The sequence below is a fragment of the Clostridium hydrogeniformans DSM 21757 genome, from assembly GCF_000686705.1.
Lineage (GTDB): Bacteria > Bacillota > Clostridia > Clostridiales > Clostridiaceae > Clostridium_Z > Clostridium_Z hydrogeniformans.
Genome location: NZ_JMLJ01000018.1, coordinates 16,135 through 39,681, shown reverse-complemented (window position 1 = coordinate 39,681; position 23,547 = coordinate 16,135). Strand labels below are relative to the sequence as shown.

At 28.9% G+C, this 23,547-nt stretch carries 24 protein-coding genes; 3 read left to right on the top strand and 21 right to left on the bottom strand.

Annotated elements, in window-relative coordinates:
* Positions 1–3: 3 nt before the first annotated feature.
* From BR69_RS0111380 to BR69_RS0111305, 14 genes are all read right to left on the bottom strand, one after another.
* On the bottom strand, positions 4–852 hold the full coding sequence (locus tag BR69_RS0111380; protein WP_034849809.1) for a YitT family protein: 849 nt from the start codon (positions 850–852) through the stop codon (positions 4–6).
* 148 nt (positions 853–1,000) lie between these two features.
* Positions 1,001–1,642 (bottom strand): lactate utilization protein, encoded by a 642-nt coding sequence (locus tag BR69_RS0111375; protein WP_027633309.1) that lies wholly within the window; start codon positions 1,640–1,642, stop codon positions 1,001–1,003.
* Positions 1,643–2,027: 385 nt separating this feature from the next.
* A complete protein-coding gene (locus tag BR69_RS0111365; RefSeq protein WP_027633308.1) occupies positions 2,028–3,359 on the bottom strand; it encodes a replicative DNA helicase in 1,332 nt (443 codons plus the stop codon).
* Positions 3,360–3,525: 166 nt separating this feature from the next.
* Positions 3,526–5,433 carry a Lon family ATP-dependent protease gene (gene lonC, locus BR69_RS0111360; RefSeq protein WP_027633307.1) on the bottom strand — a complete coding sequence of 636 codons (1,908 nt, stop codon included), beginning with the start codon at positions 5,431–5,433 and terminating at the stop codon, positions 3,526–3,528.
* A gap of 17 nt (positions 5,434–5,450) precedes the next feature.
* Positions 5,451–5,894, bottom strand: a complete 444-nt coding sequence (gene rplI, locus BR69_RS0111355) for a 50S ribosomal protein L9 (RefSeq protein ID WP_027633306.1) — start codon at positions 5,892–5,894, stop codon at positions 5,451–5,453.
* On the bottom strand, positions 5,891–7,870 hold the full coding sequence (locus tag BR69_RS0111350; protein WP_027633305.1) for a DHH family phosphoesterase: 1,980 nt from the start codon (positions 7,868–7,870) through the stop codon (positions 5,891–5,893). The genes rplI and BR69_RS0111350 overlap by 4 nt, the downstream gene beginning before the upstream one ends.
* Positions 7,871–7,885: 15 nt before the next feature.
* Positions 7,886–8,905, bottom strand: coding sequence for a YybS family protein (locus tag BR69_RS0111345; RefSeq protein ID WP_027633304.1), 1,020 nt, complete (start codon positions 8,903–8,905; stop codon positions 7,886–7,888).
* 21 nt (positions 8,906–8,926) lie between these two features.
* Positions 8,927–9,244 (bottom strand): MazG-like family protein, encoded by a 318-nt coding sequence (locus tag BR69_RS0111340; RefSeq protein ID WP_027633303.1) that lies wholly within the window; start codon positions 9,242–9,244, stop codon positions 8,927–8,929.
* 649 nt (positions 9,245–9,893) lie between these two features.
* Entirely contained in the window at positions 9,894–10,124 is a 231-nt protein-coding gene (gene rpsR, locus BR69_RS0111335) for a 30S ribosomal protein S18 (protein ID WP_423219679.1), read from the bottom strand.
* Positions 10,125–10,168: 44 nt separating this feature from the next.
* A complete protein-coding gene (locus BR69_RS0111330) occupies positions 10,169–10,651 on the bottom strand; it encodes a single-stranded DNA-binding protein (protein ID WP_027633301.1) in 483 nt (160 codons plus the stop codon).
* A 13-nt stretch (positions 10,652–10,664) separates the two neighbouring features.
* The gene (gene rpsF, locus BR69_RS0111325; RefSeq protein WP_027633300.1) at positions 10,665–10,952 is read right to left on the bottom strand and encodes a 30S ribosomal protein S6; all 288 of its coding nucleotides are present in this window, start codon (positions 10,950–10,952) and stop codon (positions 10,665–10,667) included.
* Between the two features lie 292 nt (positions 10,953–11,244).
* Positions 11,245–11,445: a DUF951 domain-containing protein gene (locus BR69_RS0111315; protein ID WP_027633299.1), complete on the bottom strand. Its 201-nt coding sequence runs from the start codon at positions 11,443–11,445 to the stop codon at positions 11,245–11,247.
* Positions 11,446–11,469: 24 nt separating this feature from the next.
* Positions 11,470–12,324 carry a mechanosensitive ion channel family protein gene (locus BR69_RS20445; protein ID WP_150112268.1) on the bottom strand — a complete coding sequence of 285 codons (855 nt, stop codon included), beginning with the start codon at positions 12,322–12,324 and terminating at the stop codon, positions 11,470–11,472.
* Between the two features lie 30 nt (positions 12,325–12,354).
* Positions 12,355–12,603 carry a putative Se/S carrier protein gene (locus BR69_RS0111305; RefSeq protein WP_027633298.1) on the bottom strand — a complete coding sequence of 83 codons (249 nt, stop codon included), beginning with the start codon at positions 12,601–12,603 and terminating at the stop codon, positions 12,355–12,357.
* 686 nt (positions 12,604–13,289) lie between these two features.
* Here BR69_RS0111305 and BR69_RS0111295 point away from each other — a divergent pair.
* The 3 genes from BR69_RS0111295 (at position 13,290) to yyaC (ending at position 15,817) form a co-directional block, all read left to right on the top strand.
* Positions 13,290–13,946 (top strand): LysE family translocator, encoded by a 657-nt coding sequence (locus BR69_RS0111295; protein WP_027633297.1) that lies wholly within the window; start codon positions 13,290–13,292, stop codon positions 13,944–13,946.
* A gap of 34 nt (positions 13,947–13,980) precedes the next feature.
* Entirely contained in the window at positions 13,981–15,129 is a 1,149-nt protein-coding gene (locus tag BR69_RS0111290; RefSeq protein WP_027633296.1) for an aminotransferase class V-fold PLP-dependent enzyme, read from the top strand.
* A 73-nt stretch (positions 15,130–15,202) separates the two neighbouring features.
* Positions 15,203–15,817, top strand: coding sequence for a spore protease YyaC (gene yyaC, locus BR69_RS0111285; RefSeq protein ID WP_027633295.1), 615 nt, complete (start codon positions 15,203–15,205; stop codon positions 15,815–15,817).
* 18 nt (positions 15,818–15,835) lie between these two features.
* Here the strand turns inward: yyaC and BR69_RS0111280 are convergent, their stop codons facing one another.
* From BR69_RS0111280 to mnmG, 7 genes are all read right to left on the bottom strand, one after another.
* Positions 15,836–16,090 (bottom strand): YkuS family protein, encoded by a 255-nt coding sequence (locus BR69_RS0111280; protein ID WP_027633294.1) that lies wholly within the window; start codon positions 16,088–16,090, stop codon positions 15,836–15,838.
* Between the two features lie 271 nt (positions 16,091–16,361).
* Positions 16,362–16,859, bottom strand: coding sequence for a DUF4446 family protein (locus BR69_RS0111275; RefSeq protein ID WP_027633293.1), 498 nt, complete (start codon positions 16,857–16,859; stop codon positions 16,362–16,364).
* A gap of 38 nt (positions 16,860–16,897) precedes the next feature.
* Entirely contained in the window at positions 16,898–17,758 is an 861-nt protein-coding gene (locus tag BR69_RS0111270) for a ParB/RepB/Spo0J family partition protein (RefSeq protein ID WP_027633292.1), read from the bottom strand.
* Between the two features lie 6 nt (positions 17,759–17,764).
* Positions 17,765–18,532: a ParA family protein gene (locus tag BR69_RS0111265; RefSeq protein ID WP_027633291.1), complete on the bottom strand. Its 768-nt coding sequence runs from the start codon at positions 18,530–18,532 to the stop codon at positions 17,765–17,767.
* A 1,493-nt stretch (positions 18,533–20,025) separates the two neighbouring features.
* Positions 20,026–20,808 carry a nucleoid occlusion protein gene (noc, locus tag BR69_RS0111255; protein WP_027633290.1) on the bottom strand — a complete coding sequence of 261 codons (783 nt, stop codon included), beginning with the start codon at positions 20,806–20,808 and terminating at the stop codon, positions 20,026–20,028.
* A 120-nt stretch (positions 20,809–20,928) separates the two neighbouring features.
* The gene (gene rsmG / locus BR69_RS0111250) at positions 20,929–21,648 is read right to left on the bottom strand and encodes a 16S rRNA (guanine(527)-N(7))-methyltransferase RsmG (RefSeq protein WP_027633289.1); all 720 of its coding nucleotides are present in this window, start codon (positions 21,646–21,648) and stop codon (positions 20,929–20,931) included.
* 17 nt (positions 21,649–21,665) lie between these two features.
* Entirely contained in the window at positions 21,666–23,543 is a 1,878-nt protein-coding gene (mnmG, locus tag BR69_RS0111245) for a tRNA uridine-5-carboxymethylaminomethyl(34) synthesis enzyme MnmG (protein WP_027633288.1), read from the bottom strand.
* Positions 23,544–23,547: the final 4 nt, after the last annotated feature.

Genomic DNA, 23,547 nt, shown 5'->3' with positions numbered 1-23,547 from the left:
GCTTTATTCAAAAGCCTTAAATCCATCTCCTAAAGTTTCACATACATCAGTAACGCTTAAAAATGCATACTTATCTATTTCTTTTACATAATTTTTTATTCTTATAAACTCCTTACTATCTACTATTGTCCAAAGAACCTTTACTTCCCCATCACTGAATGCCCCTTTTGCATAGTATATAGTAGCTCCCCGTCCTAATTCATTTAATATAAACTTTCTTATGTCTTCTAAGTTATTACTTATAATTCTTACTTCCTTACATATATTGAATCCTTCAATAAATCTATCTATTACTACTCCATTTAGTATAACCACAAATAAAGCATATAACCCACCTGTAAATCCAAAGGTTATAGCTGCAAGTACTGTAACAACTAAATCTGATAATAATACCCCTTTTCCTAAGTTTATGTTAAGGTATTTGTTTAATATTTTAGCTATTATATCTGTTCCACCCGTAGAAGCATTTTCATTAAATATAGTTGCAAGACCTAAGGCTAAAAGCATTATTGCAAACATTAATTCTAATAATATATCATTAGTTAAAGGTTTACTTATAGGATATAATTTTTCTAATCCCCATATGATTCCTGATAATAGAAAGCTAGCATAAACTGTCCTAGCTCCAAAATGCGGTCCTATAAGTATAAAGGCTACTATAAATAAAATAATATTCATAATAGTCATTAATGCGCCTACTGGTATTCCTGGTATATAGTGATTTATAACAAGACCTAGTCCATTTATTCCCCCACCAGCTACATTATTTGCCATAATAAAAAAATAAGTTGCTATAGCTACTAAAAATACCCCAAAAGTTATTTTAATATAAGCCTTAATTTGGTTTTTCATAAATATCCCCCTTATATATTATATATTGCCCCCTATATATTATACATTACTAAAGGACCTAACAAATACTGTTAAGCCCTTTAAATTCAGCTGTTTATCAAATTGGATTTCATTTTACTAATTATTTTAAATTAATGCTCTTCTTTGGCTAATATCCAAAGTTTTCTTCTAGTAATATAACTTTTATTCTTCCCTTTAATCCTTGTCTTTTTATTAATGTATATTCATTACATATTCTTTCATTACTATTACAATCTGCACAGTACCCTATCTTTGTGCAAGGAGTACTTTTATTTAACCTTACACAGTTAGCAGGTCCACTTACCTCTTTGTTTCTTTCTATTGCTGATTCTAGATTTTTAACAATTTTATTTACTCCTGCAACTACTATAACTTTATCAGGACCATATAACATAGCTGCTACTCTGTTACCATTACCATCTACATTATAAAGCCATCCATTTTCAGTTATAGCATTAGAACTTGTAAAATAGCTATCTGCACTAAAACTTTTTCTAAATACATCTTTTATATCCTTAGGAGATAATCCTTCTTTATATCTATCAAGAAATTCATATCTTCCACTTCTTAAAAAATCAATAACTCCTGTTTCAAATAGAGTCATAGATCCTCCTACTGAAACTACTTCCCCCTCTTTGCATATGTCCTTAATCTTATCTAAAAGCTCTTCCTTATTACTTACAAGATAAGCTTCCATATTGTTCTTTTCAAGAGCCTCCATAGTTCTTTTTACTTTTTTATTAATTACTAACCCTAAATTATTATCCATAAAGCATCCCCCTTATATGAATTATTATTATAAATAAGATTATACTCCAACTGCATCTTATAGGATAGTTACCTTTAATATTATATAAAAAGTATTTCCCAGAAATATTTCTATCCATAAACTTATGCCCTATATAAAATAAATATTCTAATTAATAAAGCATTTTAATTATACAAATTTATTTATTGCAATAAGATTTTCTATATTACTATTTATAATAATTAATTTATATTCTTAAAAATCCTATAATATATTTTATTCTTACCTTACATATACTAAAAACTATCCTCAATTGTTTAAAATCTATACTTAAATTACATAAAAATAAAGACTTTTCTACTAAAATAAATTAGTAAAAAAGTCTTTGTATAAAAATATGATTTTATTATTGATGTATTGTATCAAGATTTCCGAACTTACTGTACTGTCCAAGCCAAGCTAGCTTAACTGTTCCAACTGGACCGTTTCTTTGCTTAGCTATTATACATTCACCTATGTTTTTATCTTCTGTTTCCTTATTATAATACTCATCTCTATATAAGAACATAACAAGGTCAGCATCCTGTTCTATAGAGCCTGATTCTCTAAGGTCAGAAAGCATTGGTCTATGGTCAGCTCTTTGCTCAGGAGCACGAGAAAGCTGTGACAGTGCTATTACTGGACATCCCATTTCCTTAGCAAGAGCCTTGATACCTCTTGATATTTCTGATACTTCTTGTTGTCTACTTTCCTCTCCACTACCACTCATAAGCTGAAGGTAGTCTATCATTATCATATCTATTCCGTATTCTATCTTAAGTCTTCTACACTTAGATCTCATTTCCATTATAGATACTCCAGCAGTATCATCTATGTATATTTTAGATGCTGCAAGTGGTCCTGATGCTCTAGCTATATTTTCCCAGTCTTGCTCATCTAAATTACCTGTTCTAAGTTTTAACATGTCAACATTAGCTTCTGCACAAAGTAGCTTATATGCTAACTGTTCCTTAGACATTTCCAGAGAAAATACAACTATACTCTTACCTGACCTTAATGCAGCATGCTGGCAAAGGTTTAAGGCAAAAGTTGTTTTTCCCATTGATGGTCTTGCAGCTACAAGTATCATCTCTCCACTTTGAAATCCTGAAGTCATATCATCTAAGTCATTAAAACCTGAAGGTACTCCAGTTACATCACCTTTATTATTATAAAGCCTTTCTATTTCAAGAAATCCTCTTTCAAGAACTACGCTTATAGGTTCAAAATCATTAGAAGATCTCTTTTCAGAAATATCAAAAACCTGCTTCTGAGCGAAATCTACTACTCCCTCAACTTCAGCCTGACCATTATAACTCTTATCTATTATTTCATTAGAAGCCTTTATAAGTCTTCTAAGCATAGATTTTTCCGCTACAATCTTTATATATGCTTTTAAATTTGCAGTGGAGGGAACAGAATTACTAATTTCTGTGATATAGCTTATTCCACCAGCACTATCTAGTTTCTCTGTCGCCCTTAGATGTTCTATTAGAGTTATCATATCTACAGGTTCATCCTTTTGAAATAACTCCATTATAACACTAAAGATTATCTTATGAGCTTCTCTATAAAAATCTTCTGATTTTAGACTCTCTGCTGCCTGAGCAATAGAGTTTTTATCTATGAGCATAGATCCAAGAACTGATTGTTCAGCTTCTAAATTATGCGGAAGACTTCTCATAACAGATGTATCCATATTTCCTCCCCTTTCTTCTTAATTATTGCACAATATATCTATTATAAACTATAGACTTTAAATTTGTAATTATTAATATATATTTTTTAATACTCGCCCTCTACTTATTTATTCAAAATAATAAGGCTGACCTAAAAGCCTATATTTTAGGTCAGCCTTATTTGTTCTAAAATATTAAATTAATAAGTTCATCTATAGTACTTATTGATTTAACTTCTATATCTTTAAGTCCTAATGGAACTTCTTTTTCATTATCCTTTGGAACAATAACAAGATTTATTCCCTTTCTTCTAGCACCATATACCTTTTCAAATATACCACCAACTGGCTTTATCATACCTCTTAAGGATATTTCACCGGTTACTGCAACATCTTGTCTTAATGGTTTATTTAATAAGGCACTTATTATACATACAGTTATAGCAGCCCCTGCTGATGGACCATCAATTCTTCCTCCACCAACTACATTTACATGTATATCATAGTCTCTAATATCTTTATCAGTTATTCTTCTTATAACTGACGCTGCATTAAACACTGAGTCCTTAGCCATAGAACCAGCAGTATCATTAAACCTAACTTTACCTGTACCTTTTTCCTTTGCTTCAAAAGCTATAGCCTCTATTTCTAAGGTTGATCCAACAAAGCCACTAACCCCTAAGCCATATATATGTCCAACTTCCTTTTTGTCTGTTGTATCTAATATCTCATAAGGAGAAAATCTTCCTATAGATAAAACTTCTTCTATATGATGTTTTTTTATAATTAAGTTATCTATATCTCCATCCTTAGATGTATAAAGAGCATATCCATAAGCATCTGATAATATGTTAATTGCTTTTCTTCCTTCTATTGTATATCTACTTATAAGCTTGGCCACCCCATCCTCTAGTGTAACCTTAAGCTTATCACTAGCATTTTCTACAATATTTTCTATATCAGTAGATGATAAAGGTTCAAAATAAACTTCTACGCATCTTGATCTTAATGCTGGATTTATTTCAGAAGGATCCTTTGTAGTAGCCCCTATTAAAACAAAATCTGCAGGAGCACCATTTTCAAATAAGTATTTTATATATTTTGGTGTATTTTCATCATCTGGATCATAGTATGAAGATGAAAACTCAACTCTTTTATCTTCTAATACTTTTAGTAACTTATTTTGTAGTATAGAATCTAATTCTCCTATTTCATCTATAAATAATACTCCACCATGAGCATCAGTAACTAAACCTGGCTTTGGTTCTGGAACACCTATCTCAGCTAAATCTCTTTTACTACCTTGATATATAGGATCATGTACTGATCCTAAAAGAGGATTTGTTATTTCCCTTGGGTCCCATCTTAAGGTTGTCCCATCAACTTCTATAAATTTTGCCTCTCCATCAAAAGGAGTAAACTTAATTTTTTTAGCTTCTTCTAAAGCAAGTCTTGCTGCAGTAGTCTTACCTACCCCTGGTGGTCCATAAAGGATTATATGTTGTGGATATGGAGATGCTAGTTTTGATAATAAAGATTTTATAGCTCTTTCTTGTCCAACAATCTCCTTAAAGCTCTCTGGTCTTAAGAGCCCTTGTAAACTCTTTGTAAGTTTCTTAGTATCAAGCTTCTCAAAGGTAGCATACTTTTTAAGAGTCTTAGCATTTTCTGGTCCCTTTTGCTTTCTTATTATGCCAAGTCTCATCTCATCAACATATTTTTCTTGCTTCTCCATTAAAGCCTGTTCTACCTGTTGTTCTATTTTATTTTGAATATATCTTCTAGCTATATTTTCAGATAATAATCTATTAGCTTCTTCTATTAATTCATTGATGTTTTCAGGAGTAGCTTCCACGTCTACTCCCTTACCATCACTTAAAATCTTATTTATAGCATATATTCTTTTATATATATCATCACTTTTAACATGCTTTTGTAGTTTATACTTTATGGTTCTTGCTCTTATAGCTCCCTCATCTAGTACATTATTAGCTACTTCATATATTATATTAACTTGAGATTCTAAAGTTGTTCCCTTCTCTAATAACTCTTCAACACTTAGCTCCTCTATTGTATTGTCAACTTGTGATTTCAAAATTTAAATCCTCCTTATTATTCGGAAACAATAACAACCTTCATCTTAGTAGATATTTCTGGATAAACCTTGACTTCTATTTCAAATATTCCTGGTTGCTTTATAGTATCCATAACAACCTTTTTCTTATCAACTGAAACACTGTACTGCTTCTTTATAAGCTCAGCTACATCCTTACTTGTTATTGCTCCAAATAGTCTTCCATTTTCTCCTGCCTTAGCTTTAATATTTATTTCTTTTCCTTTTAACTTATCTGCTAAAGCTTGAGCTTCTTCTATTTCTGCCAATTTCTTTCTTCTATCATTTTCTTTCTTTACATTTAATATGTGCACATTTCCATCATTAGCTTCTTGAGCTAACTTTCTTGGGAATAAAAAGTTTCTTGCATATCCATCAGAAACATTAACAATATCCCCCTTCTTTCCTACACTCTTTATATCTCCTAATAAAATTACCTTCATTTTACTTCACCTTCCCTTGAATATTTGTTTATAGCATCTTTTAATTTCTTCACCACTTCTTCTGGTGTTGAATTACTAACCTTTGCTCCTGCTATGGTCATATGACCTCCACCTCCAAGGGTTTCTAATACAAGTTGAACATTTATATCTCCTAGAGAACGTCCACTTATATTTATATCCTTATCTATTGTAACAAGAACAAAGGAGGCTTGAATACCTGTAATATTTAGTAGTTCATCCGCTGCCTTAGCAGCTACTACAGTATCTTCTATATTAGGTGGAGCAATAGCAATTGCAATATTATTTTCCACCTTTGCATTTTTAATTATTTCTGATCTCTCTATATATGTTGATAAATCATTTCCAAACATTTTTTTAACATCAACGGTGTCGGCTCCTAGTTTTCTTAAAAATGATGCCGCTTCAAATGTTCTTACACCTGTTTTTAAATAAAAGTTTTTAGTATCAACACATATTCCAGCTAAAAGAGCTTCTGCTTCTAATTGACTTAGTTTAGGTTTCTCTAACATGTATTGAATCATCTCTGTAACTAGTTCTGATGTAGATGATGCATAAATTTCTATATAAGTAAGGATTGCTCCTTCTATAAAATCTACTGTTCTTCTATGGTGGTCTATTATAACTATATTCTTTACTGATTTTACTATATCTGAATCTTGGACATATCCCATACTGTGAACATCAGCTAATATTAATAAGCTATTGTCATCAAGCATTTCCTTGCATTGTTCTGGAGTAATTAATAAACCATCATACTTAGAATCTTCTTTTATTTTATCAACTATATATCTTATACCGTTTCCTGATTCCTTTAATACAATATGACATTCCTTATTTAACTTTTTAACAGCACTACTAAGACCAACTGATGCTCCAAAACAATCCATGTCTGGATTTTTATGTCCCATTATATACACTTTAGAACTTTCTTTTATTAAGTCATTTAAGGCATGAGCTACAACTCTTGCTCTTACCTTTGTTCTTTTTTCAACTTCCTTAGTCTTTCCACCAAAGAAATCCATCTTTTCTCCTGACTTAACTACAGCCTGGTCTCCCCCTCTTCCTAGAGCTAATTCTTTTGCACTATTTGCAAAGTTACTATTTATTAGAGGATTATCTCCAGATTTTCCAACCCCTATACTAAGGGTTACAGCCAGCTTATTTCCAAGGCTTATCTCTCTTATTATATCAAGAATTTCAAACTTTTTCTTTATCTCTTCTTGTATATATTTCTCTTGTATACTTAGTACATATTTATTTGAAGAATATTTTCTTATCATAGCATTAATGCCTTGAGCATAGCTATTTATATTTCTCTCTATTTCTGCTGCTAAAAGTGGTCTATAATCCTCTTCCGTACTTTTTATAACCTCATCTAGGTTATCAACCTCTATAAGCATTATACTTTCAACTTCACCTTTATACTGTTTTATTTTAGTAACATCATAAAAATAAAGTATTATTATACACTTTTCATTATAGGTTTCATCATTTGTTTTAACAACATTAGTATAGATATCAAAGTATTTTTCATCTATTTTTATATATCTATAACAACTTACTATTCCTTCTTTTATATCCTTAGAGTCAAACTCATTAACTATACTGTTAATATTTTTTCCTAAAAGTTCTTCTCTCTTTATTATAGAAGTTAGTTTATTGTTATACCATGTAATATCTCCATCATCTGTAACTATCATCATTGGAAATGGAAGATTAACTAATGTATTTCTAGTAGCACTATCTAAGTTATTAGAAAACTCTTCTATAAACTCTTTAAGCTCACTATGTTTTTTTCTTATTGTCTTTACATTATATATTATTAATAATGTAAATATAAAAAAGAAAAGAAAACCTAAAACCATATGACCAACAATAAATAGAGATGATATTAATACAGCTATAAAAATCATATAGATTTTTGTATTAGGTATAAAATCTTTAAATCTATCCATATTGAAGTCACCTTCCTACTTTTTCAATTTCTTTTTTACAAGCTTCTCTAAAGCATTTGATAAACTATTTTCATCTAACTTTCTAAAATCAAATATTAGATCCCCAATACCAATTAAAAATATAATTTGGCTAAGAGAAGGGTTTATAAATGCAAACACTAATATAGCTATAACTATCCCTTTATTTAAATTGAATTTTTTTCTTAAATAATAAGTTACTACTGCCATGCCTATTATAATCATTATAAACTGAAACAATATAATGGAAGAATTAAATATGTAATGACCTATTGTCATATCATAACTTGCCATAATCATTCCTGAAATCACAACTAAAATAAATAATGCTCCTAGTCTATTATCTAAATACCAGGTAGTAAAATGTTTAATCTCATCTACCTCTATTCTTAATTTTTTTAATACGCTTTTTGTAACAACATAATTAAGGTATGCACTTACTAATGCTAATAATAAAATAAACCCTGGTATAAGTGTTAAAATTAAATTGGGACTTAGTTTATTCATCACATCAAATAGAGGATTTCCTTCAACTGGAACTCCGGTTGATTCATAAATTCCCTTAACTAAATTCAATGACTCTTTAAATGCTTCTAATTGGGTTTCAATAATCTTATATAAACTTGTTCCAAGAATTAAGTATATAGTTAAGCAATAGTTTACTATACTACCAACTAAAGAAACTAACGTTTGAACTCCAATAGTAAATGTAGATGATTTTTTATTTTTTATACAATATCCTATGGTAAGTCCTGTACTTCCATATAATATTGCACTTCCTAATGCATAAATAGGATTGTTTATAACCGATGTAAGTATTAAACTAACTACTATGGCAGCTAGTGAAACCTTATAGCTATGTTTTATAAAAAGAACCGTTATAGGTAATGGGAGTGCAAATAAAAATAGCCCCCCAATAACAGGAACATAATTAACTATCATAAACATAACTATTATAAGTGCACTCATTATTCCAACTTCTACTATAGATTGAGTGTTATGTTTTTTGTTATACATATTTTCCTCCAAATCTTTCTCTTAGTTTCTTTCTTTTAAATGAGTATATAGTCTGCTTAAATTTTTTCCGTCTTTTTCTACTAAATCCTCTTCGATTATTCCTACCTTAAGCTTTTTCTTCATATTATCGTCAACAGCAGTAAATGAATATCCTAATCTCTCTGCTAGGATATATAATATTATTATTGCCCCGGAAATACATTCTAGTATAGCTTCTTGTGCTACATTGCTTCCTTTAGTAAGTAATCTAAAAAATTCCCCTATAATACAAAGTAGTTGAGCCTTTAATTCCTCTATTATCTTTATATCAGACATTATATTGAAACTATCCTTTTTCACCTTGTATCCCCCCATTACCATAGTTATATATTTATTGTAGTTTTTTTTCAATATTTATGCAACTAAAGTTTATTTACCCATAAGCCCATATATTAAGGAAAGATATATTATAATTTACCCAACTTATATGTTATTCATTATTGTTATGATAATACTTAGGGGGATTTTGTAGTAATAGGTATTTTTATCGTAGTAAAAGACATTTTTCTTATGTATTACATAGTATTACACTAAAACTTTTGTATTACTTGATGTTTAATGTAGTTTTATGGAAATACAGAAAAAATTCTAGACAAATTTCATTAATAAAAAACAGGAAGCGTTTTTATTAATGGATATTATGTCGTAATATATTTATAAATTATAAGTAACTATCTTTAATAATTATCTATAATATTTTATATGAAAATATCTGCATTTTAAACTTCTAAGAAAATCCTTATGTATTTATAACCTTATATAAAGATATAGATTAATAATCTTTATAGGCTAACTTATTCTATACTATATAATTTAAGTGTTTTAATACTTTAATGTACATATAATAAATTATCATACTCCTAAAATAATTTTGTTAATCTCTCTTTTATTTTCAAATATAAAAAGCTACTGATTAAAATCAGTAGCTTTTTATATCATAAACATTATATTACTCAGTTGTGAATGGTAATAACGCTATGTTTCTTGCTCTCTTTATTGAGTCAGTAAGCTGTCTTTGGTGCTTAGCACATGTTCCAGATATTCTTCTTGGTAATATCTTACCTCTTTCTGTAACATACTTTCTAAGTTTGCTTACATCTTTATAATCTATGCTTTCAGCTTTATCTACGCAGAATGCACAAACTTTTTTCTTTCTCTTCATTCTAGAGTTTTTCTTCATATCTCTGCTCATTATTTTCCCTCCTTACCTTAAAAGTGTTAGATTTAGAACGGAATATCTCCATCATCAACTGGAGTTATATCCTCATCGTATGACTGTCCTCCGAAAGGATTTGATTCTGGAGCTCCATTATCAGCACCTTGTGCGAAAGGATTTCCCGCCATACCATAATCACTGCCGCCACCGAAACCTGTTGACTCTTGTCTAGAAGCTTTACCTCCTAAGAAGCTAACTTCTTGAGCAACAATTTCAGTAACGTATCTTTTTGTACCATCTTTGGCATCATATGATCTCGTTTGGATTCTACCACTAGCAGCCATTAAACCACCTTTAGTCATGTAGTTTGCAGTAGCTTCAGCTTGCTTTCCCCATATAACAACAGGGATAAAGTCAGCCTCTCTTTGCTTAGTGGATGCGTTGTATCTGTCAACAGCCAAAGTAATTGTGGTTACAGCCATACCAGTTCCAGGAGTATATTTTAGCTCTGGATCTTTTGTTAGTCTTCCAATAAGAACGACTTTATTCAATTATGACACCACCTTACTTTTCTTCCTTAACGATTATATGTCTTACAACACCATCAGTGATTCCGTAAACTCTCTCTAACTCCTTTGGTAATTCAGGATTAGCAGTGAAGTTTATTAGAGTGTAGTATCCTTCGCTGATCTTAGAAATTTCGTAAGCAAGCTTTCTCTTACCCCAGAAATCTACGTTATCAACTACTCCTCCACCATTTTCTATTACACCTTTGAACTTATCTTGAGCAGCCTTTACAGCCTCCTCGTCTAAAGATGGGTGTAATATGAATATAGTTTCATATTTTCTCATCTAATTCACCTCCTCCCCTTGGCCTAAGGCTGTGTTTTACACAGCAGGGATTATACCAACCTATTTTATCATTAAGTAATTTTTTTTGCAATGTTTTTTTCTTCAATTTTTTACATCATTAGTATTTGTATAGTATTTTTAATATATTGCCCCTTATTCAATCACAATTTTCATTACTACTTAATCTTATTTTTTATAAAATAAATTTTTAAGTTATAGTATCTTTTAAGTAAAAATTGTATTGTTATATAATAAAAAATCAGTAGAGTAATGCTTCCCTACTGATTTTTTATTATTCCTGTGGTATATTTTGTTTTATTATTTTTTTCACATCTTTTTCAAATTTACTTCTAGGCAACATAACAATTCTACTACATCCTACACACTTTATTTTTATATCTGCACCAAGCCTTATTATTTCCCATTCATAGCTTCCACAAGGATGTTGTTTTTTCATTTGAACAATATCTCCTAAGTAAAACACTTTAGTCATAGTATGACCCCTCTCCTTATTTGTCTACTTATCATTATTAGAAGTATTATAAATCATTCTCTTAGGATATGGTATCTCTATCCCATCTCTATCTAAAGCTTTCTTTATTTCTTTTCTAAGCTTAACTTCACATTCCCATTGAGTCATAGATAAAGCCTTACCGCAAACTCTAATTGTAACTCCTGAATCCTTCAAATTTGTTACCCCTATAACCTTAGGACCCTCTACCATATTCTCATTTTTCTTACCAAAGTCTTCACACACACCATTTAAAGTTTCTATAACATTATCTACATCCTCTTCATAGGCTACATCTACCTCTACTAAAACTCTCATATCGTTCCTTGAATGATTTGTTATAACAGTTATATTTCCATTTGGTATAACATGACAATCTCCACTGAAATCCTTAAGCTTTGTAAGTCTTAATCCTATACTTTCTACTATCCCACCTTTATCCCCTATGTTAACATAGTCTCCAACAGCAAATTGGTCTTCAAATATAATAAAAAATCCATTTATTACATCCTTAACAAGGTTTTGAGCTCCAAAACCTATGGCAACTCCTCCTATGCTGGCAAACGCAATGTTTATAGGTCCAAATAAAACAGTAAGCATAGATGTTATTCCAAAGAAATATACTGTATATCTAACTACACTTTTTAGTATCTCTCCAATTGTACTAGCCTTTCTGTCATCTAGAGATATTTTTAATTTACTTTGTCTCTCAACAAAATTATTTATTGCCTTCACTGATATCTTTATAGCGATCATCATTATAGCAACTATGATAATAATTGCTAATGTTTTGTTTATTAATGTATTTAGAATTGTATCCCAATCTAACTTTTGTGTAAATAACTCCCTTATATTTTGCACAAAACCCCTCCTCTTAAGTAAACCCAAGTCTTATATAATAACTTGAAATTCTTCTTCATTTTTATGATACATATTTTTTATTATTAACTTTTCACTTTGAACTAAAGATTTAACTAAATCTATGTCCTCAGTGTCAAACTTCACACTTATACCACAACTTTTAGTTATATAAGTTGGTGTAGGCATTATCGTTACCTTTAGCCCTTCAGACTTTAACAATTTTTCTCCTTGAATTGCATCATGGGTATTTTTAAAAACAAGTAAGCAATATTCTCTCATGGTTCCTCCTAAAATTTATAATTAAGTACTTTATATTATAATGATAGTATAAAACATTTAACCATAAAATTAAAACATATACCTTAAATTTTATTAAGTTAATTTATTCTAGATATTATAACTCTACTATTATATATAAATTAAGAGTAAAAATAGAAATTTTATATGGTACTTTTAACTGAAAATTTATTTTATCCAAATCTCAAAACCTCCACTTGCCGTGAATGAAATACGGATAAGTTAAGTGAAAAGATTAAATTATATAGTCCTAAAATTACTTATCACTAGCTAATATGGAATATTTACTATATATTCTTTAAGTTTATTTTCATGATTAAGACTATATATTAGTTACTTAAAATCATTATTTAATAACTTAATTAGAATAATATTGTAATTTATCTTAAATATTTTTCAAAATAATATTATAATAGGATATGTTATCAATGTATAGATTATATAAATAATTATTATTTTATAATAATTTATACTATTATTCTTATACTTTAAAAGATATTCTTTAGGGTGTGTTAACTTATAATATATTAAGAATTAATACCTCAAAATTTTAATTTTTAACCTTTGATTTTTTTAAATTTTAACTAGCATAGTAGCTTAATTCAATAAGTTATATATGCTTTTAAATATGTAATTATGATTATATTAAATTTATAAAGGAGATATATATGTCTATAGATTGGTTTATTTTATTAAAGGCTTTTATATCAGGCTTAAGTACAGGGGTTGTAATTTGTATCCCTTTAGGACCATCAGGAATAGAGTCCATTAAGCAAACAGTGTCTCGTGGGTTTATTAATGGTTTTAAAGTCTCTCTAGGAGCTATTACAGCAGATATGTCCTATTTACTTATAATAAATCTTGGATTAGCTAAATTATTTACTAGTAATCCTAAGGCTGAGGGAGTTTTTTGGATAGTATCTGGAATACTATTAATATTATTAAATATATTAACTAGTGACTCAAAAAAGCATAAGAAAAGATTTTTTAATTTTTCTAACCTCTCTCTCCCACCGTTTTTATTGGGGTTTATAATAACCTTCATAAATCCTATGACATTATCACTATGGCTGGCCCTAAGTGGAACAGTTGTGGCTCTTTGGAGGGATGTAGGTGTTATTTATTACATTATTTTTCTAATCAGTATATTATCAGCAATGATAACCTGGTTTGGAATCCTTAACTTACTAGCCTCAAAAGGTTTTAAAATGTTAACTTCAAAAACTTCTGGAAAAGAAGGGCTTACATCAAGAATATTAAAATACATATTAATAGCCTTAGGTGCAGGCTTTGTATTATTTGGATTAATTAAAATAATATTGTAAAATTATATTGTATATTATTTTAAGGAGGATACCTATGAATATTTATTTGGATAATGCTGCTACTACATATCCTAAACCAGAGACTGTAATTAATTCTATGTGTAATTATATGTCAAACTTAGGTGCTAGCCCTGGAAGAGGATCTTACTTTAGTGCATTAGAAAGTAGTAGATTAGTTTATGAATGCAGAGAATCCCTATGTGATATTTTTAATTTTAATAAAGCAGAAAATGTTATATTTACTTCTAATGTAACTAATGCATTAAATATTTTATTAAAAGGTTTTATTAAACCAGGTTATCATGTGATAACTACATCCATGGAACATAATTCTGTTCTTAGACCATTATTTGATCTTAAAGATTCACTTAATTTAGACTTAGATATTATTCAATGTGATAGCAATGGTCTTCTAGATATAGAAAAGTTTAAAAATACCATAAAAGATAATACAAAATTAGTTGTTATGACTCATAGTTCTAATATAATAGGAACTGTTGAACCATTAGAAGAAGTAGGAGCCATTTGTAAAAGGTTAGGAATTGATTTTATTGTAGACTGTGCTCAAACTGCTGGAATTACAAATGTAGATTTTAATAGATTGAACTGTAGTGCTTTAGCCTTTACTGGTCACAAGGGACTTTTAGGACCTCAAGGTATAGGTGGTTTCCTTCTAACTGATGAGTTTAATAAAAAATGTAACTCTTTAATTTTAGGGGGTACAGGAAGCCTATCTTCTGAACCTACTCAACCTGATTTTTTACCTGATAAATTTGAAAGTGGTACTTTAAATACTCCAGGTATCGTTGGTCTTAATGCTGGTTTAAAATTTATAAAAGAAGTAGGTTTAAGTTCAATAGAAGAAAAAGAACAATATTTAACTCATATACTACTAAGTGGTTTGCTTAATATGGACAAAGTTAAAGTTTATGGACTTTCTAATAGTAAAGACAGAACTTCCGCTATATCAGTTAATTTTACTAATATGGATTCTTCTGAGGTTTCTTTTATGCTAGATAGTACCTATGGTATAATGACTAGAACTGGTCTTCATTGTGCTCCTTTAGCCCATAAAACTATCGGTACATATCCTATAGGAACATTAAGGTTTAGTGTTGGATATTTTAATGATGAAAAAGACATTTATTACACATTAGATTCCTTAAATAAAATAATTAAATAGTTTAGGTATAAAATTAATAAACTAGTATATAAAACTTCCTTTTTGATAATAATTACAAAAAAGGAGGTTTTATATTATGCCTAAAATTATCCTTGATTCTTTTGACTTAAATTCATCTTTTAAGGTTAGAGATACTCTATGCCTAGAGCTACTTCCCCTTATAAAAGATAAGCGTCCAATTGTATTCTTATGTATAGGTACAGATAGGTCAACTGGAGATAGTCTTGGTCCCTTAATAGGACATAAATTAAAATTTATAAATAAAAAAGGAGTTTTTATTTATGGTGACCTAGAGTCTCCTGTTCATGCTAAAAACTTAACTGAAGTTGTAAATAATATAAAAACTACTTATAATAATCCTTATATTATAGCTATAGATGCTTGTTTAGGTTCTCTTAGTAATGTAGGTAAAATAATCATAGATAAACGGCCTATATATCCTGGTTCTGCTGTTAATAAAAACTTGCCTCCTGTAGGTGATTTAAGTATAACTGGAATTGTAAACATAAGTGGTGCTATGGAATTTATGGTATTACAGAATACTAGACTTTATACTGTTATGCAACTTGCAGAAATCATATCTCAAGGCATATATCACTGTATATTAAAAATTTTTGGTAGTAAAAGATCTTTTGAGTTAGAAATAGATACCTTATTAAATAACTCTTCTAAGTTAAGTAGCCACTAATTTAAAATTAGTGGCTACTTAAAATATATAATTACTATGTCTTGTTTTTAATATATAATCTATATCTTCATCACTTTTACTTCCCGAATCAATTATAAGAGGTCCCTTATCATTACTTAAAGCTTTTACATAATCTAGAGAACAACTATTATCATTTTTTAAATCACATACTATAGCTTCTGTATCGCTATATATTTCATCCTGTAGTGAATATCCTCTTTGTTTTAAATATATTTTTAAGCTACTTAATGAACTATCTACATATATCTTCATAGTAAAAACCTCCCTAAGGATATATTTACCCTTAGAGAGGCTTTTTATTCTTCAAAAAAGTAGACAGCATAAAGACCTTTTTTATCTTATGATTCTACACTTCTAATAAGTATCCTATTAAGTATACAACTAAAAATGTAAGATCCCAGACTCGTTTAATTACAATTCAATTTTATTAAAATTCATCTAAATTAATGTTCATTCTATTTCTTATACTAATATATAACTATTATATTATATAACTTCATAAATTGGAATATTTATTTATATATTATTTGTTAATGGCTTCATTTAATACTTGCTGTTCCTCATCTGACAAGTCATATCTTGAAATGCCTTTATCTATCGGTTTAGCATAACAGGTACTTTCATTTCTTCCAAATATACCTGTAAGTATTACTCCATCATTATTTCCATTAAGTAATGCTATAGAGAAACTTAAGTCACTTCCTACATCCTCAAATGCCTTATACCTTACAACGGATACCTTCTGAAGACATCCCTTTACCTTTGAGTTTATATCTTCAATTCTCTTGTTACATTCATTAACTATATCACTTGCATTATCTACCTTATCTAAATATGCTATTATAGATTCTTCTAAGTTATTATTATTTGTTCCTCTCATTAACCTTCTATACTTAGTCTCTAGTTTTCCTAAAGAATTAAATATGAGTATTACTAAAATAAGTAATAGTATAACGATAACTGATAATCCTATTATTATATAAGGTGAAAAGTCCTTTATCATTTCCACTATATTTTCCAAAATTCCTTACCTCCTAAATAAATGTTTCATGTGAAACATTATACCTGTAAAATGTCTAATATCCTTTGTAAATCTTCTTCTGAATAATATTCTATCTCTATTTTACCCTTATTTCTTTTTGAATTAATGTTTATCTTAGTATCAAATTTTTGCTGTAGTTTTTCTTTCACATCAACATAATAAGGATTTATTTTTTTAGACTTTTCATTATTATCATCTTTATTCTTATTTTCTCTTATATTTTTAATTATCCCTTCCAGAGCTCTAACTGATAAATCTTCATCTATAACTCTTTGAGCTATTGTATATTGAAGGTTTTTATCACCAATTGATAATAAAATTCTACCATGGCCTTCTGATATTACCCCATCAATAAGATAATCTTTTACTCTATCATCTAGCTTTAGTAACCTAAGAGAGTTTGTAATGACTACCCTTGACTTACCAAGCTTTTTAGATAATTCCTCTTGAGTCAATTCAAATTCCCTTAATAATTTCTCATAAGCTATAGCCTCTTCTATAGGATTCAAATCTTGCCTTTGAATGTTCTCTATTAAAGATACCTCTAAAACTTCCTTATCTGATAAATCCATAATTACTGCTGGTACTTCTTTTACTCCAGCTTTTTTAGCCGCTCTCCATCTTCTTTCTCCTGCTATTATTATGTAATTACTTTTCTCTTTTTTAAGTATAAGAGGCTGTATAACACCATATTCTTTTATAGATTCGCTAAGTTCTAAAATCTTTTGCTCATCAAAATAAGTTCTAGGTTGTTCATTATTAGGTTTTATTAAATTTATTGATATTAAATTTGACTCATTTTTTTCAATTATTTTTTCTTCCTGTTCTTCTGGTATGAGAGCTCCTAAGCCTTTCCCTAATCCAAACTTCTTACTCATCTCTCATCACACTCCTTGCTTTTGTAAAAATTCTTTCGTTAACTTCTCATAAGAATCCGCACCCTTACACTTATCATCATATAACATTATAGGAAGTCCAAAACTTGGTGATTCTGCTAATCTTACATTTCTCGGAATATATGTTCCATATACCTTATCTTTGAAGTATTTCTTCACTTCGCTCACAACTTCATTGCATAGGTTTGTTCTAGCATCATACATGGTCATTATGACACCTTCTATGTCTAAATCCTTATTTAATGACTTCTTCATCATTTGTATAGTTTGTACCAATTGTCCTACTCCTTCTAATGCATAGAACTCGCATTGTATTGGTATAAGTACTGAATTTACCGCACTTAATGCATTTATAGTTAGGAATCCTAAAGATGGTGGACAGTCAATAAATACAAAATCAAAGTCATCTTTAATCTCTTCTATTTTATTTTTTAATATTACTTCTCTTCCTTGCTTGTCTGTAAGTTCAACTTCTGCTCCAGCTAACTCCATTGTTGATGGAACTATAAACATATTTTTTACTAGTTGGCTTTCTATTATTACATTTTTTAAAGATTCATCTTCCGTTAAAACATTATATATAGATTTATTTAGTTTTCTTTTATCTATTCCAAGTCCACTAGTAGTATTCCCTTGTGGGTCTATGTCTATTGCTAATACCCTATATCCTTGCATAGCTAAATATGCACAAATATTTATATTAGTAGTTGTTTTTCCAACTCCGCCTTTTTGATTAAAAACGCATACTGCTTTCATAAACTCTCTTCTCTATAAAAGCTATAGAGAAATGCACCTCCTCCTGTATACATATACTTATTATTATATATTTTAAACTTTAATAATAAAAGATAATTTCTGTAACAATCTAAGTTTTTTATTAATTTTATTTTTTTATAGTAAAACATATGAAAATATCTAGTAAAATCCCACTATAAACATAAATATTTTCTCTCTAAAATCCCACTTATACTATAACATACACTTAGTAGATGTTATTTAAATACTTAAACTATTATATTAAGTATTTCTACCAATAACTAATATATATTCTGTAATCATAAGATAATTCTTCTTATATTATCTAAATTTATTTTTCTGCTGCATTCCTACCCTATATTATTATAGTTAACATATGATAACTTTAAAACTGTTAAATTTTTATAACTCAATAATTAATATAATATCATTAAAATTAACCTAAATTAAAAGTTCAATATATATATGTTGCAATTTAAATATTACAATTAAAGAATAGAAATAAAAGATAAGATCTAATCATTGTTTTTATTCTTTAAATGCACAAACTTTTATGCAATATATATATTAAAATTATCTTTATACAAATATATGATTTCCTTATTCTTTCTTAAAAAGACTAACAATTCTAGGAATAGTTAAGATAACTCTTTATAAGAACCTAACATATATAATTTTTTATATTTAAAAATAATCATATACAGAATCAAACTTATACTTACTTATCTTCAATATATAAAAATACTATAACTAAATATTTTTTCATTAAATTAAGAATTCTATATAAATGTTTCACATGAAACATTTTATAATGATTCTAATATATATAAAATTCAGCTGTTAATCATATATATTAAATATAACTGGTTACCCTATTTAAATTTAACCCTTAAATTTATTATAGATTTTTATTATTCCCTTATATATCTTTAAAATTAAACATGTAAATCTGAAAATTTTTGCTCAGACTTCTCTACAATCTATGAAAAAATCTCTGATACTCTAACTTATCCATGGCTTAAGTCTTTTAACTTGTAATTTTTAATAATCCTATAAAATCAGGTTTTTACTAAACGCTTTATATAGGGATTTAAGTTTAAAAATTAATTTATACATATGGCTAAAGAAAGAGGAATCAACGATATTTTAAAAGAATAAGTTGAGGATTAATATTAAAACTCTATAACTGCTCTTATTTTAAAATTTAACTATACCAATAGATTAATTAAATCTTAATTATATGCTTCTGTAATTATAATATATTTATATTATAATTCTAGATTATTAATAACTTTATTCTATTAAAATAATTTATATTTACTAAAAATCTACATCATAAAGAAGAATGTTTCATGTGAAACATTCTTCTTTATATATCTTAACTTCTAATATTTCTTATCTAAAAGACTAAGTATACATATTATAATGTTATTAATTACCTAAATCATAATTTATATAGCATAGAAACTTTAACTTAGTTAAGTCTTATTTTATTATTTACCTTTAGGTATTCTAACTGTAACCTCTACAAATTCATCTAAATCCTTAGACTTATATTCAGCGTTTATACCATACTTATCAAAGACCTGTTTTATGGTATTTATATATATCTTAGAAGAGAATACTCCCTTTATTCTTTTTTTACCATCCGTAGCTATCTCTTTATTAGCAAGCTTTAATAATTCTTTCTCTATAAGTTCTTCTGTCTTTTTTACATTAAGTCCTCTTTTTACTACTAAATCTAATACATATAATTGCATTTCTTCATCTGGAAGTTTTAATAAAGCTCTTCCATGTCTCTCTGTTAGCTTTTTTTCTAATAATATACTTCTTACTTCATCAGATAATTTAAGAATTCTTAATTTATTAGCTATGGTGGATTGCTTTTTACCTATAAATTCTGCTAATTGATCTTGAGTGTATGAATGAATCTTAATTAGGTTATAGTAAGCTTCTGCTTCTTCTATAAAATTTAGATTTTCCCTCTGTATATTCTCAAGTAATGCTATAGCTGCAGAATCTCTTTCATTTATTTCTACAATTATAACTGGAACCTGTTTTAATCCAGCTTTTTTTGCAGCTCTAAGCCTTCTCTCTCCAGCCACTAATTCATATTTATCATCATGACTTTTCCTAACTGAAAGAGGTTGTATTATTCCATAAGTCTTTATTGACTTAGATAATTCCTCTATAGCCTCTTCATCAAAAACCTTCCTAGGTTGATATAAGTTAGGATAAATTAATTCTGGATCCACATAACAAACTTCATTTTGCATACCCGTACCATCCCTCGCTATCTTCCTTATATTAACATTTCTACATTTAATAAAATTTTTCCTCTTTTTTATTTAAAAAAGTTTAAGACAAATAATTATCCTAAGCTTCATATTTTGTTGTTATTTGATAGGTTTCTTAGTTATACTAGTTGCTTTTCTTGGGTAAACTGCTGGAGTTTCTTTTACCTTCTTTATTATAACCAAATTATGATTTAAATCTGTTCCCTCAACCTCTACTGGAATTATAGTCTCTAGTTTACCACCTAAGAGTCCTATAGCGTTTCTTGCATCACTTAACTCTTCTTCTACTGCTGGACCCTTTAAAGCAACAAAGTATCCCCCTACCTTTACATAAGGCAGACATAATTCACTTAATACACACATATTAGCAACTGCTCTTGAAGTAGCTATATGGAATTTTTCTCTATACTCTTTCTTCCTTGATACTTCTTCTGCTCTACCGTGAAGAGTTTTAAAATTCTTTAACTCTAATTTATCTATAACATCATTTAAAAAGTTTACTCTCTTATTTAATGAATCTAAAAGAAGTACATTGGTATTTTCGTTCATTATTCCTACTGGTAATCCTGGAAAACCTGCACCTGTTCCTACATCAATAATGCTCTTAGCTTCTTTAAATTCCTGAAATTTAAATGCCTTTATACAATCTATAAAATGCTTTTTTATTATTGCTTCATCCTCTGTTATAGCTGTTAAATTTATTTTTTCATTCCATTCCTTAAGTAAATCTTTATATAAAATAAACTTATTATATTTATCCTCATTAAATGACATATGAACATCATCACATGCATCTTTCATAAGATCAAAATAAATCATATAAATCCTCCAATAGGTTAATTGTTATATTTATGTTCTAAATATATTAAAAGCACAGATATATCCGCTGGTGATACCCCTGATATTCTTGATGCCTGGCCTATGCTAATTGGTCTTATGGCACTTAATTTTTGAACTGCTTCTATTCTTAGACCCTTTATATTATCATACTCTATGTCACTTGGCATTAATTTCTTTTCAAATTTTTTAAATTGATTAACTTGATCTAGTTGTTTTTCTATATATCCTTCATACTTAGAAATTATTCCAACTTGCTCTTCAATATCTTTAGATAACTCTGGTCTATCATTATCTAAATCTTCTACCATCCAATAATCAAGTTCTGGTCTCTTTATTAATTCGTATAAACTTATAGGTTTCTTAAGCTCTGCTGAACCTAAACTTACTAAGAATTCATTTATCTCTTTTTTATTAGTAATTTGTAAATTCCTTATTCTCTCTAATTCTTTCTCTATTTGAGATTTTCTAGTTAAGAATTTCTCATATCTATCATCAGATACAAGTCCTACCTGTCTTCCTATGTCAGTTAATCTTAAATCTGCATTATCCTGTCTTAGAAGTAATCTATACTCAGCTCTTGAAGTCATCATTCTATATGGCTCATTAGTTCCCTTTGTAACTAAATCATCTATTAATACACCTATATATCCATCGGATCTAGTAAGTATTAATGGAGCTTTTCCCTGTACTTTTAGAGCTGCATTTATCCCTGCTATAAGCCCCTGAGATGCAGCCTCTTCATATCCTGAGGTTCCATTGAGCTGACCTGCACCAAACAGCCCATCTACCTTTTTAAGCTCTAAGGAAGGCTTTAATTCTAATGGATCTACACAATCGTACTCTATAGCATATCCTGTTCTCATTACCTCTGCATTTTCAAGACCTGGTATTGTTTTTAACATCTTTATTTGAACTTCTTCTGGTAATGAACTAGACATTCCTTGAACATACATTTCTAATGTATTTTCACCCTCTGGTTCTATAAATATTTGGTGTTGAAGTTTATCTGGGAATCTCATTACCTTATCCTCTATTGAAGGACAGTATCTTGGTCCCACACTTTCTATTTCTCCATTATAAAGTGGTGATCTATCTATATTATCTGTTATAACTTTATGAGTTTCTTCATTAGTGTAAGTTAACCAACAAGATATTTGTTCTCTATCTATATTTTTATTCATAAATGAGAATGGTACTATTTTATCGTCTCCCTTTTGTTCAACCATCTTTGAGAAGTCTACAGACCTTGTGTTAACTCTTGCTGGAGTTCCTGTTTTAAATCTTCTTAAAGATATACCAAACCTCTTTAATGTATTTGTTAGCTCAGTTGCAGCTGCAAGGCCATTTGGACCACTATCCTGTCTAAACTCACCTATTATTATCTTACCTCTTAAATAGGTTCCTGAAGCCACTATAACAGCCCTTGTGTTATAACTAGCTCCTGTACTGGTAACTACTCCACTTACCTTTCCGTCAGTAAGGTCTATATCTACAACTTCACATTGTTTTACATCTAAGTTCTCTTGATTCTCAAGAACGCTTTTCATAGTATCTTGATATCTCTTTTTATCAGCTTGAGCTCTCAATGAATGAACTGCTGGTCCCTTTGATGTATTAAGCATTCTAGATTGGATAAAGGTCTTATCTATATTAATTCCCATTTCCCCACCTAGAGCATCTATTTCTCTAACTAAATGACCCTTAGCAGTTCCCCCAATATTAGGGTTACAAGGCATCATAGCTATACTATCTAAATTTAAAGTTGTTATAAGGGTTTTCATACCCATTCTCGCAGAAGCAAGAGCTGCTTCACACCCTGCGTGTCCAGCTCCTATTACAACTACGTCATATTCTCCTCTTAAGTATTTTTTCATAATG

Excerpts from the sequence above, each read along its gene's own strand:
- BR69_RS0111315 (WP_027633299.1), bottom strand. The coding sequence starts at position 11,445 with ATGACTAAAGTGTTTTACTTAGGAGATATTGTTCAAATGAAAAAACAA.
- rplI (WP_027633306.1), bottom strand. The coding sequence starts at position 5,894 with ATGAAGGTAATTTTATTAGGAGATATAAAGAGTGTAGGAAAGAAGGGG.
- BR69_RS0111265 (WP_027633291.1), bottom strand. The coding sequence starts at position 18,532 with ATGAAAGCAGTATGCGTTTTTAATCAAAAAGGCGGAGTTGGAAAAACA.
- BR69_RS0111280 (WP_027633294.1), bottom strand. The coding sequence starts at position 16,090 with ATGAAGATATATGTAGATAGTTCATTAAGTAGCTTAAAAATATATTTA.
- BR69_RS0111345 (WP_027633304.1), bottom strand. The coding sequence starts at position 8,905 with ATGTATAACAAAAAACATAACACTCAATCTATAGTAGAAGTTGGAATA.
- BR69_RS0111350 (WP_027633305.1), bottom strand. The coding sequence starts at position 7,870 with ATGGATAGATTTAAAGATTTTATACCTAATACAAAAATCTATATGATT.
- rpsF (WP_027633300.1), bottom strand. The coding sequence starts at position 10,952 with ATGAGAAAATATGAAACTATATTCATATTACACCCATCTTTAGACGAG.
- BR69_RS0111305 (WP_027633298.1), bottom strand. The coding sequence starts at position 12,603 with ATGAGAGAATATTGCTTACTTGTTTTTAAAAATACCCATGATGCAATT.
- BR69_RS0111380 (WP_034849809.1), bottom strand. The coding sequence starts at position 852 with ATGAAAAACCAAATTAAGGCTTATATTAAAATAACTTTTGGGGTATTT.
- rpsR (WP_423219679.1), bottom strand. The coding sequence starts at position 10,124 with ATGAAGAAAAACTCTAGAATGAAGAGAAAGAAAAAAGTTTGTGCATTC.
- rsmG (WP_027633289.1), bottom strand. The coding sequence starts at position 21,648 with ATGATTTATTTTGATCTTATGAAAGATGCATGTGATGATGTTCATATG.
- BR69_RS0111365 (WP_027633308.1), bottom strand. The coding sequence starts at position 3,359 with ATGGATACATCTGTTATGAGAAGTCTTCCGCATAATTTAGAAGCTGAA.
- BR69_RS0111295 (WP_027633297.1), top strand. The coding sequence starts at position 13,290 with ATGTCTATAGATTGGTTTATTTTATTAAAGGCTTTTATATCAGGCTTA.
- BR69_RS0111270 (WP_027633292.1), bottom strand. The coding sequence starts at position 17,758 with ATGAGTAAGAAGTTTGGATTAGGGAAAGGCTTAGGAGCTCTCATACCA.
- BR69_RS0111290 (WP_027633296.1), top strand. The coding sequence starts at position 13,981 with ATGAATATTTATTTGGATAATGCTGCTACTACATATCCTAAACCAGAG.
- mnmG (WP_027633288.1), bottom strand. The coding sequence starts at position 23,543 with ATGAAAAAATACTTAAGAGGAGAATATGACGTAGTTGTAATAGGAGCT.
- BR69_RS0111375 (WP_027633309.1), bottom strand. The coding sequence starts at position 1,642 with ATGGATAATAATTTAGGGTTAGTAATTAATAAAAAAGTAAAAAGAACT.
- noc (WP_027633290.1), bottom strand. The coding sequence starts at position 20,808 with ATGCAAAATGAAGTTTGTTATGTGGATCCAGAATTAATTTATCCTAAC.